At 71.9% G+C, this 13654-nt stretch carries 15 protein-coding genes; 9 read left to right on the top strand and 6 right to left on the bottom strand.

Features of this window, described 5'->3' with window-relative positions:
* Window positions 1-122: 122 nt before the first annotated feature.
* Window positions 123-980, bottom strand: coding sequence for an LLM class F420-dependent oxidoreductase (locus tag ABT147_RS42695; protein WP_351416907.1), 858 nt, complete (start codon window positions 978-980; stop codon window positions 123-125).
* A gap of 127 nt (window positions 981-1107) precedes the next feature.
* Complete coding sequence (locus ABT147_RS42690) at window positions 1108-1980, bottom strand: serine hydrolase domain-containing protein (RefSeq protein WP_351416905.1); 873 nt, start codon at window positions 1978-1980, stop codon at window positions 1108-1110.
* Between the two features lie 262 nt (window positions 1981-2242).
* On the opposite strand from ABT147_RS42690, the gene ABT147_RS42685 reads away from it, so the two are divergent.
* The 3 genes from ABT147_RS42685 (at window position 2243) to ABT147_RS42675 (ending at window position 5350) form a co-directional block, all read left to right on the top strand.
* A complete protein-coding gene (locus ABT147_RS42685; RefSeq protein ID WP_351416902.1) occupies window positions 2243-2665 on the top strand; it encodes a hypothetical protein in 423 nt (140 codons plus the stop codon).
* A gap of 160 nt (window positions 2666-2825) precedes the next feature.
* On the top strand, window positions 2826-4358 hold the full coding sequence (locus ABT147_RS42680) for a CehA/McbA family metallohydrolase (RefSeq protein ID WP_351416914.1): 1533 nt from the start codon (window positions 2826-2828) through the stop codon (window positions 4356-4358).
* Between the two features lie 161 nt (window positions 4359-4519).
* The gene (locus tag ABT147_RS42675) at window positions 4520-5350 is read left to right on the top strand and encodes an SAM-dependent methyltransferase (protein WP_351416900.1); all 831 of its coding nucleotides are present in this window, start codon (window positions 4520-4522) and stop codon (window positions 5348-5350) included.
* Between the two features lie 79 nt (window positions 5351-5429).
* Here ABT147_RS42675 and ABT147_RS42670 read toward each other — a convergent pair whose 3' ends face one another.
* Window positions 5430-6335, bottom strand: a complete 906-nt coding sequence (locus ABT147_RS42670; RefSeq protein ID WP_351416897.1) for an endonuclease/exonuclease/phosphatase family protein — start codon at window positions 6333-6335, stop codon at window positions 5430-5432.
* An 82-nt stretch (window positions 6336-6417) separates the two neighbouring features.
* On the opposite strand from ABT147_RS42670, the gene ABT147_RS42665 reads away from it, so the two are divergent.
* Together ABT147_RS42665 and ABT147_RS42660 are read left to right on the top strand one after the other, a co-directional pair.
* Window positions 6418-6849, top strand: coding sequence for a nitroreductase/quinone reductase family protein (locus tag ABT147_RS42665; protein WP_351416894.1), 432 nt, complete (start codon window positions 6418-6420; stop codon window positions 6847-6849).
* A gap of 166 nt (window positions 6850-7015) precedes the next feature.
* Window positions 7016-7993 carry a phage baseplate protein gene (locus ABT147_RS42660; RefSeq protein ID WP_351416892.1) on the top strand — a complete coding sequence of 326 codons (978 nt, stop codon included), beginning with the start codon at window positions 7016-7018 and terminating at the stop codon, window positions 7991-7993.
* A gap of 49 nt (window positions 7994-8042) precedes the next feature.
* Here ABT147_RS42660 and ABT147_RS42655 read toward each other — a convergent pair whose 3' ends face one another.
* A complete protein-coding gene (locus ABT147_RS42655) occupies window positions 8043-8309 on the bottom strand; it encodes a hypothetical protein (RefSeq protein ID WP_351416889.1) in 267 nt (88 codons plus the stop codon).
* Between the two features lie 300 nt (window positions 8310-8609).
* Between ABT147_RS42655 and ABT147_RS42650 the strand changes: the two genes are divergently transcribed.
* Entirely contained in the window at window positions 8610-9596 is a 987-nt protein-coding gene (locus tag ABT147_RS42650) for a phosphotransferase family protein (protein WP_351416911.1), read from the top strand.
* 35 nt (window positions 9597-9631) lie between these two features.
* Here the strand turns inward: ABT147_RS42650 and ABT147_RS42645 are convergent, their stop codons facing one another.
* Together ABT147_RS42645 and ABT147_RS42640 are read right to left on the bottom strand one after the other, a co-directional pair.
* Window positions 9632-10441 carry an alpha/beta fold hydrolase gene (locus ABT147_RS42645; protein WP_351416887.1) on the bottom strand — a complete coding sequence of 270 codons (810 nt, stop codon included), beginning with the start codon at window positions 10439-10441 and terminating at the stop codon, window positions 9632-9634.
* Window positions 10442-10490: 49 nt separating this feature from the next.
* A complete protein-coding gene (locus ABT147_RS42640) occupies window positions 10491-11294 on the bottom strand; it encodes a class I SAM-dependent methyltransferase (protein ID WP_351416885.1) in 804 nt (267 codons plus the stop codon).
* 149 nt (window positions 11295-11443) lie between these two features.
* On the opposite strand from ABT147_RS42640, the gene ABT147_RS42635 reads away from it, so the two are divergent.
* The 3 genes from ABT147_RS42635 (at window position 11444) to ABT147_RS42625 (ending at window position 13639) form a co-directional block, all read left to right on the top strand.
* Window positions 11444-12382: a Vgb family protein gene (locus ABT147_RS42635; RefSeq protein WP_351416882.1), complete on the top strand. Its 939-nt coding sequence runs from the start codon at window positions 11444-11446 to the stop codon at window positions 12380-12382.
* Window positions 12383-12479: 97 nt separating this feature from the next.
* Window positions 12480-12884 (top strand): hypothetical protein, encoded by a 405-nt coding sequence (locus ABT147_RS42630; protein ID WP_351416880.1) that lies wholly within the window; start codon window positions 12480-12482, stop codon window positions 12882-12884.
* Between the two features lie 143 nt (window positions 12885-13027).
* Window positions 13028-13639, top strand: a complete 612-nt coding sequence (locus tag ABT147_RS42625) for a hypothetical protein (RefSeq protein WP_351416877.1) — start codon at window positions 13028-13030, stop codon at window positions 13637-13639.
* The last annotated feature ends 15 nt before the right edge of the window (window positions 13640-13654 follow it).

Genomic DNA, 13654 nt, shown 5'->3' with positions numbered 1-13654 from the left:
GTTCCCCGCGCCCCTGGAAGCGAAAAGCGTGGGGCGCAGCCCCTGCTTTTCAGGGGCGCGGGGAACTGCGCGAGAAGCCCCACCGGGGCCGCACCCGCCGACGCACCCGAACCCCCGGGCTATTAGGCGCCCTCCCCCAAGAACACCCCGTACTCGTCCAAAAGCCCCAACACCTCGGCCTCCCCCGCCGGAGGCAACTGGACCACCGCCTCCTCGATGCCCAGCTCCGCGTAGTACGCCAGCTTCCCCGCACTCGGCCGCACCGCGTACGGCACCACCTGAAGCGCCCCCGGATCACGCCCGGCCTCGGCCCACGCCGCCCGCAGCACGGGAAGCGCCTCCCCCAACCCCCGCCCCCCGATCGGCAGCCACCCGTCCGCGTACTCGGCGATATGGGCGAACAGCTTCGGCCCCGCGGCCCCACCGATCAGCGTGCGCGGCCCCACCACCGGCCCCCGCGGCTTCCGCACCGGCTTCGGATACGCGGAACTCGCCCGCACACTCCCGAACTCCCCCTCGTACGCCGTCGGCTCCTCCGCCCACAGCGCCCGCATCAGCGCCATCCGGTCCCGCACCAGCTCCCGCCGGGTACGCCACTCGACCCCGTGGTCGGCGGCCTCCTCCACGTTCCAGCCGTAGCCGACGCCGAGGGTGAGACGGCCGCCGGAGAGGTGGTCGACGGTCGCGATCTGCTTCGCGAGGTCGATCGGGTCGTGCTGGGCGACCAGCGTGATCCCGGTGCCGAGCCCCAGCCGCTCGGTGACGGCGGCGGCCTGGCCGAGCGCCACGAAGGGGTCGAGGGTGCGGCCGTACTCACGCGGCAGCTCCCCGCCGGCCGGGTACGGCGTCGTCCGCTCGACGGGGATGTGCGTGTGCTCGGGGAGGTAGAGCCCCGCGAAACCGCGTTGCTCCAGCTCGCGGGCGAGCCGGGTCGGGGTGATCGTCTCGTCGGTGAGGAAGATCGTCACGGAGATGCGCATGGTGTCATCTGTAGCGGCTCCGGGCAGGTATGTCCATACCGACCGGTCGGCACTTAGGGGAGCCGGCCGGTCGGCTCCGAGCGGAGTCAGGCCAGTCGGCCAGTCAGCGAGTCAGCGAGTCGGCCGGTCAGCCAGTCGGACTTCCGGCGGACCCGCCGTCCTGCCGGGGAACCGTCGCGAGCAGCACCCGCTTCGCGAGGCTGTCCGTGCGGGCCGGGTCGCCGAGGCGGTGGAGGAGGATCCACCGGCCGTCGTCGTACGCGGCGGCCAGGACGGACGAGCCGCGCGTGGCGCCGTTGTGCCACCGGATCGAGGGGCCGCGCTGCCAGGAGGGCGCCGGGTCGCCGAGCCGGCGTTCGACGAGCAGGGCGACGACGATCCGCGCCAGCGTCCGGCAGGTGGACCACAGACCGCCGGCGGGCAGGATCGGGCCGGTCAGCGTCCACAGCGGGCGGGCCCGGCCGAACGGTCCGCGCGGTACGAGGCGTCGGTCCTCCGGCGGGTACGCAGTCGCCGCGCCCGCCTCCAGCCCGAGCGGCAACAGGACGTACGCGTCCACCAGTTGCTGGTACGAGCGCCCCGTGACGCTCGTGAGCGCGTGCCCGAGCACGGCGTAGCCGAAGTTGGAGTACTCCACCTCCCCGAGCCGTCCGGCCGCCGTCCGGTCCAGGCCGCGCAGCGACTCCCGCAGGGCCGTCTCCGTGAACCCGGCGTACGGGTCGTCCGGGGGGCCGGTGGGTCCGGCGGGCAGCCGGGGCAGGCCCGAGGTGTGCTCGGCGAGATGCCTGAGGGTGATGCCCGTCCCGCCCGGCACGTCGTCGAGGCACTCCTCCAGCGGGGTGTCGAACCCGACGCCGCCCTCCGCCGCGAGCCGGGCCAGGACGGTTCCCGTGAGCACCTTGGTGAGGGAGCCGATCTCCACGAACCGGTCCGGGTCGTGGCCGTGGGCGACCCGGTCGGTGATGCCGGCTCCGCCCAGCAGGCAGGTCGGTGTCCGCACGCTCTGTGTCTCCTGTCGAGAAGGTCGAGAGGGTCGAGAGGGTCGAGTGCGTCAAGAGGTCAAGAGGGTCGAGTGGGTCAAGAGGGTCGATGGGTCGAGTGGGGCCGTGAGGGCTGCTGGGCTGCTGGGTTGCGGCCGCTCGGGTGTAGCGGGCTACACCATCGATCCGGGAGGCCGGTCCCTCGTGGCGGCGGTCGGGCGAGGAGATCGTGGTCGTCAGAGATCCCGCCCACCAGGCCTCCTCCCGAAGAAAGGGTCCCTCATGACCGCCGAGCCCACCCGCCGCCCCCGCAGCCCTCGTCGCCGTATCGCCGCCCTCGCCACCGGCGTCGCCGCCCTCACGCTCTCCGCAGGACTCCTCACCGGCTGCGAGTTCGGTGACTCCCTCGACTGTGTCTCGAACGCGGACACCATCGCCGAGAGCCTCAGGGACATCCACCAGGCCGGACTGGAGGCGGCGAAGGATCCCGCCAAGACCGACGAATCCATCGAGACCATCGAGAAGAACCTCGACGAGATCGACGACAAGGCGGACAACGACGACAGCAAGGTCGACAAGGCGGTCGACGACCTCTCCCAGGCCATCAAGGACTACAACAGGTCGATCCTCAACGGCGACACCGACCCCGACTCCAGCGAGATCGACGCCGCGGCCGACAAGCTGACGGACCTCTGCACGTCCTGACGCACAGCGGGCCCGCCACGACCCGATGCGAGTCGGCCAAGTGGAAAGCCGCCGATTCCCTGCCCTTGCCCCGCAGTTCACCACGGAATACGAAGGTGGCACGCACCACCCCTGCACCACCCACGCCATGTCACTCACGACCGACCTGGGGAGCAGCAGCATGTGCGACGACCACCAAGGTGACGGGAACGGACTGGGAAGGCGCGCGCTGTTCGTGACGTCGGCGGCGGCCGCGCTTACGTTGGGAAGCGTGACCTTTGGGACGAGCGGCGCCGAGGCCGTGGACGGCGACCAGGAGACGAAGACCATCCGGGGGACCCTCCCCACCGGATCCCCCGATTTCGTGTATCTGCCGGTCGAAGTTCCGCCGGGGGTAAGGGAGTTGAAGGTCTCGTACAGCTACGAGAGACCGGCTGTCCCGGCCGGCACCGCGGGCAACGCGCTCGACATCGGTGTCTTCGACGAACGCGGCACGGAACTCGGCGGCAAGGGCTTCCGGGGCTGGTCGGGCGGTGCGCGCACGGAGTTCTTCATCCGGGTGGACGAGGCGACTCCGGGCTACCTCCCCGGCCCGGTCCGCCCCGGCACCTGGCACATCGCGCTGGGCCCGTACACGGTGGCGCCGGCCGGTCTGCCGTACGAGATCACGATCACCCTCACGTACGGCAGGCCGGCCACGCCGGTGAAGCCGGTGTACCCGCCGGAGCGGGCCAAGGGGCGGGGCCGGGCCTGGTACCGGGGCGACTGCCATCTGCACTCCTGGTACTCCGACGGCCGCCGTACGCTCGCCGAGCTGGCGGCGCTGGCGCGGGCGGCGGGGCTGGACTTCATCAACAGCTCGGAGCACAACACCCAGTCCGCGCACGCCCATTGGGCCGAGCACGCGGGCGACGACCTCCTCATCATGCTGGGCGAGGAGGTCACGACCCGCAACGGCCATGTGCTGGCGCTCGGGGTCGACCCGGGGACGTTCGTCGACTGGCGCTACCGGGCCCGGGACAACCGGTTCGGCAAGTACGCCCGGCAGATCCGCCGCGCCGGGGGCCTGGTCGTCCCGGCGCATCCGCACGCCACCTGCATCGGCTGCAACTGGAAGTTCGGCTTCGGCGAGGCGGACGCGGTGGAGGTGTGGAACGGCGCGTACTCGCCGGAGGACGAGGTCGCGCTCGCCGACTGGGACGGCATGCTCGTGGCGGCCGTGCGCGAGGGCCGCCCGGACTGGATCCCGGCGATGGGCAACAGCGACGCCCACCGCGACCCCGACCCCGTGGGCCGCCCCCAGACGGTCGTCCTCGCCGACGATCTGACCAGGGAGGCCATCCAGGAGGGCCTGCGGGCGGGCCGCTCGTACGTCGCCGAGTCCAAGGACGTGTCGGTGTCGTTCACGGCGTCCGGGGCGCGTGGCGAGCACGCGGGCATCGGGGAGCGGCTGAAGGTGGACGCCGACGCCCCGGTCACCGTCCGTCTGGAGGCCACGGGTTCCGCCGGCTGCGTCATCCGCTTCGTCACCGACCAGGGCGTCCTGTTCACCTCGGCCGAGCTGCCGGCGTCCGGCACGGGCTCGGCGGAGTGGCGTACGACGGCCTCGTACGCGGCGTACGTACGCGCCGAGGTCCGCCGGCCGCCCATCGTTCCGGGCTTCCCGGGCCCGCTGGCGGCCTTCACCAACCCGATCTTCCTCGGGCGGCGATAGGACGGCCGGCCACGGAGACGATGGCAGCCAGCAGGAAGGTCGGGCGACGGTAGGGGGAACCCGCGTACGAAATACCTGTGTTGGGCCTTAGGTTTGGCTCGACACAGTACGTGCGTCTGTCTGTGTGACGACGCACCTGCACGGCGGAGGAGAAGGCGCCCATGACCGATCACGCGACCACGCCCGACCCGGCGGCGGCTCCGGCGGCGAAGGAGAAGGTCGACACCTCGGTGCCCGCCTCCGCCCGCATCTGGAACTACTGGCTGGGCGGCAAGGACAACTACCCGGTGGACGAGGCGGCCGGCGACGCGTACGCCGGCGCCTTCCCCGGCATCGTGACCATCGCCCGCAGCAGCCGCGCGTACCTGCGGCGCAGCATCCGGCACCTGGTGGAGGTGGAGGGCGTCCGGCAGTTCCTGGACGTCGGCACCGGGCTGCCCACGGCGGACAACACCCACCAGGTCGCCCAGCGCAGCGCGCCGGAGGCGAGGATCGTCTACGTCGACAACGACCCGATGGTCCTCGCGCACGCCCGCGCGCTGCTGTACTCCTCCCCCGAGGGTGCCACCGCGTACGTGGACGCCAGCCTCTACGACCCGGAGCGCATCCTGGAGGCGGCCGCCGAGACCCTGGACCTGTCCCGGCCCACGGCTCTGATCCTCAGCGGCATCCTGGGCCATGTCGCCGACTACGACGAGGCCCGGGACATCGTCCGCCGCCTCCTCGCCGGCCTCCCCTCCGGCAGCTACCTCAACATCAACGAGGGCTCCCGGGGCACCGACCCCGACTACGAGCGCGCCCAGGACGCCTACAACGAGACCGGCGCCGTCCCGTACTTCCTGCGCCCGATCGACCAGATCACCGGCTACTTCGACGGCCTCGACCTGATCGACCCCGGCATCGTCTCCGTACCGCTGTGGCGCCCGGAGGCCACGCAGGGGGGCGAGCCGAAGGCGATCGGGCAGCATGGGGGGTTGGGCCGGAAGCCGTAGCCGGTAGGGACCGTCGGGTTCGTCGGGTCCTGATGGCCCGTCGGCTCCGTATGGATGGTGAGGGTGGTGGCCGGGGTCGTCAGCGGACCCCGGCCTCCGCTGTCTCCACGGTCCCCACTGTCCCCGCCCCTCCCACCCCATCCGCCCCTTCCGCCAGGTCGGCGACGACGGCCATGTGGTCGGAGGGCCATACGCCGTCGACGGGGGCGTCGCCCGCCCTGCGTACGGCGCGTACGTGCCCGATGCCGCCGGGGCCCGGCGGCCCGACGTGGATGTAGTCGATCCGTACGGCCGGCCCGAACGTCCCGGCGACGTACGGGTTCACGGGGTCCCAGGTGGCGGAGGGCGCGCCCGGGTCGGCGTACTCCCAGGCGTCGAGGAAGCACTGGCCGGGCACGGCGGGCGCGGTTCTGTACCCGCCGAACAGCCGGACCTCGTCGGAGTCGGGCCAGGCGTTGAAGTCGCCGGTGATCACGGGCGGGTGGGCGCTGCCGCCCCGGTGGCGGGCGACGAACTCGGCCAGCGCGGTGACCTGGCGGCAGCGCAGCGCGGAGGCGTCGGTGGCCGAGCTGAGGTGGGCGGTGAAGAAGGGGACGGGGGCGCCGGGCGCGTCGAGGAGGGCGTAGAGGGCGCCGCGCGCGCTGCCGCCCTCCCCGGTGGGCAGCCCGATGGTGTCCCGCTCCAGGACGGGCCACCGGCTCAGCACGGCGCTACCGATCCCCACACTCCGGTCCCCGATCCGCCGCTGCCAGCGCCCGGCGTCGCCGTACGCGCCCCAGGCCCAGTGCAGACCGAGTTCCCCGGCGAGCCACCCGGCCAGGTTCTCCCGGTTCGCCGCATCCCGCGCGTTCTCCCCGCCGTGCTCCCAGACCTCCTGCAACCCGACCGCATCGGGCCGCAGTTCACGCAGTACGGCGAGGATCGCCTTCTGCCGCTCCTGCCACGGTCCGAACCGCCACCACAGGTTCCACGTCACGACCCGCACCGGCCGACCACCGCCTTTCACCGCGTACCCGATCCTGTAACCCGTACCTCGTACCTCCCACTCCCAGAGGAGAACCAAGCCGATGTCCCGCGATGCGGATCCCGCCGCCCCGATGGAGCTCAAGCAACGCGTCGTCACGGCCTTCCAGCGCCACGTCGCCAACCCGGTGCTCCGCCGCATACCGCTCCAGACCGTCCTGGAGACCACCGGCCGCACCTCCGGCCTCCCGCGCCGCACGCCCATCGGCGGGCGCCGCGTCGGCGACACGTTCTGGCTGGTCTCCGAGTACGGCGAGAAGTCCCACTACATCCGCAACATCAAGGCCGACCCGTCGGTCCGCGTCCGCATCCGGGGCCGCTGGCACGAGGGCACGGCCCATCTCCTCCCGGACGACGACCCGGTGGCCCGCCTGCGCTCTCTGCCCCGTATGAACAGCACGGCGGTACGGGTGTTGGGGTCACGGCTGCTGACTGTGCGGGTGGATCTGCACGGTCAGGGACCGACCGGCGGATGAGCTGGACACGGCCCCGGACGACACCGTTTCGCGCCTGTGACCCGGGGAAGCGGAGCCCCAGCCGCCCCCGGGACCCGGCACGTCACAGGGCCCCCGCCGGTGGGTAGCATCTCCGTTTTCCTGTCCCCCCACCTCATGCACCACCTCAAGCACCTGGAGTCCCCCCATGAACCGCACCCCTGGCTTCCCTCTCTCCCGCCGCGGCCTCATACGCACCGGCGCCGGCGCCTCCCTCGCGGCGCTCGGGCTGGGCGTCGGCGCGCGGACCGCCTCCGCCGCGGTGGCCGCCACCAAGCGCTTCGATCTCACGCAGCCGTCGTACGACCTGTTCCGGTCCAAGGACACACACGGTGCGCGGGTCCAGCAGAGCTTCGCCTTCGACTGGGAGAACAAGTTCCTGTTCGTGGCGACCAAGCGGAGCGGAAGCACCGAGGCCGACGGTGACCTGTGCATCAACAAGATGGACTTCGACGGCAACTACCTCTCGTACATGCACCTCGACGGCTTCGGCCACGGCGTCTCCTTCGCCGCGCTGCCGAACGGTTCCGAGACCGAGCTGTGGATCGAGTGCGCCGCGAACACCAAGGGGTACGGCACCGCGCTCGCCCCCATCACCTACCGGCCCAACACCACCCTGGGCTCGCCTGCCGCCTCGGCTGCCTACCGGCCGATCTCCGGGGCCACCGAGTACACCTGCTCCGCCGATCCGGTCTACGACCGCATGATCGTCCGCTACCACACCAGCGGCGGCAAGCGCATCGCCGTGTACCCCCTCTCCGCCTTCCGGACCGGCAGCTTCGGCTCGCCGCTGGTCGACTTCCAGCAGCCGACGATCTCCGGCACGCCCCAGGGCTACGCCCTCTACGGCTCGTACATGTACTACCTGACGGGTGACGCGTACCCCGGCGACGGCACCCCCACCGGCGACGGCAACTCCTACCTCACCAGCATCGACATCAACACGGGCGCCGTGAAGCAGGGCCCCGTCCTCACCAAGGCCGGTTCCACCCTCCACCACCGGGAGCCCGAGGGCCTCGCGGTCTACCGCACCGACGGGGGCGAGGTCCGCCTCTTCATCGGCTTCGCCACCGGCCTGGAGGGCGACCGGCGCTCCAGCATCTTCTACAAGAAGGCGCTGGTCTGAGCCATGTCCGGACCGAGCCCGGGTGGGTTCCCGGCCGACTCCCCGGCCGTCAGGCCTGCTCGGGCTCCAGCTCCGACGTCTCGAACGTGAAGTAGATGCTCAGCGTGTAGGGCTCGTCCTCGTCGTGCGCGAAGTCCCATGACACGTCGACGAGGAAGACGTCGTGCTCCCCCACCCACTCCTGAGCCTTCCGGAAGGCGTCCGCGGCGGTCGTGGCCGGGAACAGCTTCCTGGCCATGGGGTGCACCTGGCTCTCGGCGTCCGAGTCGTCGAAGCCCTCCGGCACGTCCAGGCAGAGATCGGGATCGAGTTCCATGGACTGCGCCCTTCCGGTCGGTGACGCCCGGTAAGACCACGGCGCCCCCGCACGGGTTGCCTGCCAGGCGATCCGATCCGATCCGATCCCCGATCCGATCCCCGATCCGATCCCCGATCCCGATCCGCTTGATCGCCCGCCCGGAGGGCGTCCATCGCCTCCATCGCCTTCACCGCCTTCACCGCCTTCACCCCCTTCCCGCCTTCCCGTCCTCAACTCCGTCGCCTCCACATCGACGCTCCCGTAGGGTGCGCGGGTTGTCGTGGCGGAGAGGCGGTTCGGAACGTGGCATCCAGGTCGGTGACGCGGGAGCGGTTGGCGGGTGCGGCGCGTGCCGCGCTGGGGGGCGGGCGGCGGCTGGAGGCGGTCGAGCGGATCGCGGGCGGCACCAAGAAGGGCGTGTACCGCCTGGTGATGGACGACGCGACGACGGCGGTCGCCTACCTGTGGGACGACGCCGAGAACTACTGGCCGGCCGCCGAGGGCGACGACGACCTCACCGACCCGTTCTCGCCCGGCCTCGGCCTCGAACTGTTCCGGGCCGCGCACGCGCGGCTGGACGCGCTCGGCGTCCGCGTCCCGGCCATCCGTCTCGTCGACCGCGACGGCGACGGAGACGGAGACAGCGCCCACGGCCCCGCCGGCCTCGTGATCGTCGAGGACCTTCCGGGCGAGAACCTGGAGGAGCTGCTCGCGCGCGACCGGGACGCGGCCGCTCCGGTCATGGCCCGGCTCGCGGAGTCGCTGGAGGTGATGCGGGGCCACCGGGCACCGGCGTACGGCAAGGTGGCCGTGGTCGACGGAGGAGGAACCTCGCGCGGTACGTCGTGCGAGGAGGTGGTTCTCGACCGTGCGCTGCGGGACCTCGCCGAGGCGGCCTCGCGCGATCCGCGCATCGCGGACGCCCGCGCCCGGCTGGAGGAACGACTGCTCGGCCTGGCGGCGGCGGTGCGTCCGCGCGCGGAATACGCGGTCGTGCACGGCGAGTTGGGCCCCGACCATGTGCGGGTGGACGCGGACGGCAACCCCGTGGTGGTCGACATCGAGGGGTTGATGTACTTCGACGTCGAGTGGGAGCACGTGTTCCTGCGGATCCGCCTGCACGACGACTACCGGCCGCTGCACGTGGACGGCCTGGACGAGGACCGGCTCGCGCTCTACCTGCTCGCCCAGCGGCTCTCGCTCACTGCGGGCCCGCTGCGGCTGCTCGACGGCGACTTCCCCGACCGGGCCTTCATGGCGGGCATCGCCGAGTACAACCTGAAGCAGGCGCTGGCACTGAGTTGAGCGGAGTGCCGCCGCCAGGGGAAACCCCTCGTGGATCAGCCCAGGCGGTCGTAGAGGTCCGTGATGAAGTCCCGTACGGCGTCGGGGTCCCGAAGGGTCGGGAAGTGGTCGGCGGCCGGGAGGCGGACGAGGTGGCAGCCGGGGACGCGGGCGGCGATCTCCTCGTTGCAGCGGACGACTTCCGGCTGGTCCTTCTCGCCGAGGAGGAGGGCGGCCGGGAGGTCGAGTTCGCCGAGGCGGTCGAAGGCCGGGGGCGCGGGGGTGTCGTGGCCGAAGGTCGTGAACCACGCGGGGATCGCCGCGCGCAGCGCCTCGTCGGCCTCGGTGTCGGGGGACGGGCCCGCCGCGCCCCACAGGCCGAGGCCGAGCTTCACGAGGCCGTCGATGTCGCCCGCCTTGGCGAGCCGCCCGATCTCCTCCGTCAACTCCGGTGACTCCAGGCCCGCGTAGCCGCTGATCCCCGGTACGACCAGCCCGAGCGCCGCCACCCGCGACGGTTCCTCCAGGGCGAAGCTGATCGCCGTCGAGCCGCCCATGCTCGAACCGACGAGCACCGCGCGGGCTACGCCGAAGTGGTCCAGTACCGACCGGAGATCGCGTGTCTGCGCGTACGACGTGCCCGGCTTCGGCGACCTGCCGAAGCCTCGGGCGTCGTACCGGATCACGCGATACCGGGCGCCCAGTCCGCCGGACACCACCCGGTCCCAGATCCGCGAGTCCCCGACTCCCGGGTGCAACAGCACCACCGGCGGTGCGTCCACCCCCGCCCCGGCGCCCGGCCCCGCCGCCGGTCCCGTGTCGTCCGCCCAGACCTCGCCGCCCTCGACCCACACCATGCACTCCATGCCGACGACTGTGCCCGTCCCCCAGAGCCGAGCAAAAGTCCCGAATCGGTCAAACCGCCGGTGGCCGACGCGCCACGAACACCAACTCCCTCCCGGGCCGGTCGGGGGCGTCCCGTACGTCCTCCAGTACGTATCCGTGAGCGGCCAGATCGGCTTCGATGTCGTGCCGTTCGCGGAATCTGAGGGTGGAGTCGGAGGTGAGCGCCCCGCCGGTGCCGGCACCGGTGCCGTTCCCGCTGCCGCGCGTGCCATTGCCGTCGCCGTCGCCGTCGCCGTCGCCGTCGCCGTCGAAGGCGCAGTGCCAGCGGAAGGTCACCAGTTGGCCGGTGACCTCGGTCAGTTCCACCCAGCTCTCGACCGTGCCGATGCCCGGTACCTCGGTGACGCCGTACGAGTCCTCGCGATTCCACCCCTCCCAGGCCCGCCTGGCCGGGTCCCGGGTCTCGAAGACCAGCCGGCCGCCCGGTCGCAGCGCCTCGTAGGCGCCCGTGAGCGTCCGGTGCCACAGCTCGGGGTCCACGATCGCCTGGGCCACGTTGGCCGTCATCGTGACGAGGTCGGTCTGGAGCGGGGGCAGGGCCGTCGCGTCGCCGTGGATCCAGCGGACGCGGTCCGCTCCCGGTTTGGCGCGGGCGACGTCGAGGGAGGCGCCGGCCGGGTCGACGCCGACGACCTCCACCCCGCGCTCCGCCAGCAGCAGCGCGAACACGCCCGTCCCGCAGCCGATGTCCAGCACGCTCCGCGCGCCGAACTCCTCCGCCAGCAGGAGGTAGGCGTCCAGGTCGCCGCGATCGGGGTCGAGGGGGTCGTACAGCTCGGCGAGCCGTCGGTCACGGAAGATCTCGTCTGCCATGCGGTCAAGGTAGGGGACGAGGGTGGGCCGCCCCAACCGCCTTGTCCCGAACGGAATCCCCGGCGGGAATTCACGCGACACGGCACGCGCGCTCTGGAACGCTGTGCGTCGCCCGCCCGCCCCGATCACCGACGGAGGAACCACCACCCATGTCTTCACGCCCGACGACCGTGGCCATCACGGAGTTCCCCGTCTCCGACGCCGAGGCGGGGCCGTACGGAATCGCCGCCGGGCCGGACGGAGCACTGTGGTTCACCCTGGTGCACGCCGGGCGCATCGGCCGGCTCACGCCCGACGGCGAGACCACGTCGTACGCGCTGGAGTCGGCGTCCGGCGGACCGTCGATCATCACGGCGGGGCCGGACGGCGCGCTGTGGTTCACGGAGTTCCGGGGGCATCGGATCGGGCGGATCAATACGGCCGGAGAGGTCACGTCCTTCCCCTTGCCGACGCCTGACGCCGGGCCGTTCGGGATCGCGGTCGGTCCCGATGACGCGTTGTGGTTCACGGAGGCGGGGGCCGACCGGATCGGCCGGATCACGACCGAGGGGGAGGTCACCGAGTTCCCGCTGCCGCTCTCCGGGGCGTTCCCGTCGGCCATCGCCGCCGGGCCGGACGGTCGGCTCTGGTTCACGATGAACCAGGCCAACGCGATCGGTGCCATCACCCTGGACGGGGAGGTCACGGTCCACCCGCTGCCCACGCCGGGTGCCGCTCCCGTGGGCATCACCGCCGGTGGGGACGGGGCTCTGTGGTTCGTCGAGATCGGGGCCGGCCAGATCGGGCGAATCACCACGGACGGGAAGATCGACGAGTTCCCCCTCCCGGACCGCGAGTCCCGCCCACACGCCATCGCTCCCGCTGCCGACGCCGACGCCGACGGTGGTTGCTGGTTCACGGAGTGGGGCGCGAACCGCGTGGGCCGGATCACCTTCGACGGCCATCGCCACACCATTCACGAACACGATCTGCCGACCCCCTCCTCCGAGCCCCACGGCATCGCCCTGGGGCCGGACGGCTCGATGTGGACGGCCCTGGAGATCGGCTCCGTCGCCCGCGTCACGGCTGTGACCGCTGGTCGCTCATAGGGGTGAAGGAGGGCGGGGAGAGGCCTCATCGGTCCGTAGGCGGTGATCCACACTGCCAAGATCACTTGGCAATCGGTCGGACCAAGAGGGGTGTCGTATGGACAGCGTGGGTGCGAAGGTCGCCAAGGCGCGGTGGCTCGTGCGCGTGGGGGTGAGCGCGGCGTGCGCGGGGGCGTTGGTGGCCGCGGGGGCGCCGTCGGCGTCCGCCGGGGCGCAGGGGTGCAATCAGCGGACCTGTATCGAGGTCGAGGGCAGCGGTCTGCGCGTCGAGTCGATCTCCGCGGCGACGACCTGGAACGGCGACTTCACCGGCCACTTCCACATCTGGGGCGGCGGCATCGACACCAACAGCGCCACCGGCTTCTGGGGCTACCACCAGAAGTTCACGGTCCCCGTCCACCGCGACCTCCCCAACGGCGCCGTCCTCTGCGCCGAGGGCTGGGAGCACCTCAACGGCAGGATGGAGTCACGGGGGCGGGCCTGCGCCGAGGTGCACTTCTGAGGCAGGGGCCGGCCCGCATGGACAAGCGCCGCCAACCTCAGATCTCCCTCTGAACCCGCCCTTCCGCCTTGTCGCCCTTCTCGCCCCGGTGCCACGATCACGGCCTCGCCCGCCACCAACGGGCAGACAGACGGGGGTCGTTCATGTCACCTACATCGCGTATACCGCGCGCATCACACACATCGCGTGCATCGCGCGCACCACGCACCTCTCGCCGCGCACGCACCACCCTGACGCTGCTGGCGGCGGCGCTCCTCCTCTCCACCACCGCCGCCTGCTCGTCCGACAGTGACACCGGGTCGCAGAAGCGGCAGCCCGTACGGACGGCCGAGCCGAGCCCGGCGAAGGGAACCCCGGGGGCGGACTCGGACGAGGCCGACGAGACCGCCGCCTCGGGCGGCAAGTCCGTGGACCGCGCTCCGGACCTGGACATGGCCGACCGGGTCGTCCTGCGTCAGAACGGCACCCGGGGCAACGCCTCGCTGGAGTTCGGCAAGGCGAAGAAGGGCGACGGCAAGGCGTTGACCATCGGGGTGCGATGCGAGGGCAAGGGCAGGATCGAGGTGGTCCTGCGTTCCGTAGGCGCCTCCTTCCCCATGGACTGCGTCGACGGCGAAGTGGCCGACATCTACAACCAGGTCGCTGTGGATGGCGCGGACCACGCGGGCAGCGTCACCGTCACCGCCGCTCCGGAGGTGCGCTGGTCCCTGTCGCTCGGCCGTGGCGAGCCTGCCGAGCAGGACCTCAGCGACTAGACACCCGAAGCCCAC

It is taken from the genome of Streptomyces sp. NPDC001868 (assembly GCF_040297125.1).
In the GTDB taxonomy this organism is placed as follows: domain Bacteria; phylum Actinomycetota; class Actinomycetes; order Streptomycetales; family Streptomycetaceae; genus Streptomyces.
This window is presented reverse-complemented; position numbering and strand designations above follow the sequence as displayed.

Bases quoted from the DNA above. Each gene is read 5' to 3' on its own strand.
- ABT147_RS42695 (WP_351416907.1), bottom strand. From the start codon at position 980: ATGCGCATCTCCGTGACGATCTTCCTCACCGACGAGACGATCACCCCG.
- ABT147_RS42685 (WP_351416902.1), top strand. From the start codon at position 2,243: ATGACCGCCGAGCCCACCCGCCGCCCCCGCAGCCCTCGTCGCCGTATC.
- ABT147_RS42680 (WP_351416914.1), top strand. From the start codon at position 2,826: ATGTGCGACGACCACCAAGGTGACGGGAACGGACTGGGAAGGCGCGCG.
- ABT147_RS42675 (WP_351416900.1), top strand. From the start codon at position 4,520: ATGACCGATCACGCGACCACGCCCGACCCGGCGGCGGCTCCGGCGGCG.
- ABT147_RS42665 (WP_351416894.1), top strand. From the start codon at position 6,418: ATGTCCCGCGATGCGGATCCCGCCGCCCCGATGGAGCTCAAGCAACGC.
- ABT147_RS42660 (WP_351416892.1), top strand. From the start codon at position 7,016: ATGAACCGCACCCCTGGCTTCCCTCTCTCCCGCCGCGGCCTCATACGC.
- ABT147_RS42655 (WP_351416889.1), bottom strand. From the start codon at position 8,309: ATGGAACTCGATCCCGATCTCTGCCTGGACGTGCCGGAGGGCTTCGAC.
- ABT147_RS42645 (WP_351416887.1), bottom strand. From the start codon at position 10,441: ATGGAGTGCATGGTGTGGGTCGAGGGCGGCGAGGTCTGGGCGGACGAC.
- ABT147_RS42640 (WP_351416885.1), bottom strand. From the start codon at position 11,294: ATGGCAGACGAGATCTTCCGTGACCGACGGCTCGCCGAGCTGTACGAC.
- ABT147_RS42635 (WP_351416882.1), top strand. From the start codon at position 11,444: ATGTCTTCACGCCCGACGACCGTGGCCATCACGGAGTTCCCCGTCTCC.
- ABT147_RS42630 (WP_351416880.1), top strand. From the start codon at position 12,480: ATGGACAGCGTGGGTGCGAAGGTCGCCAAGGCGCGGTGGCTCGTGCGC.
- ABT147_RS42625 (WP_351416877.1), top strand. From the start codon at position 13,028: ATGTCACCTACATCGCGTATACCGCGCGCATCACACACATCGCGTGCA.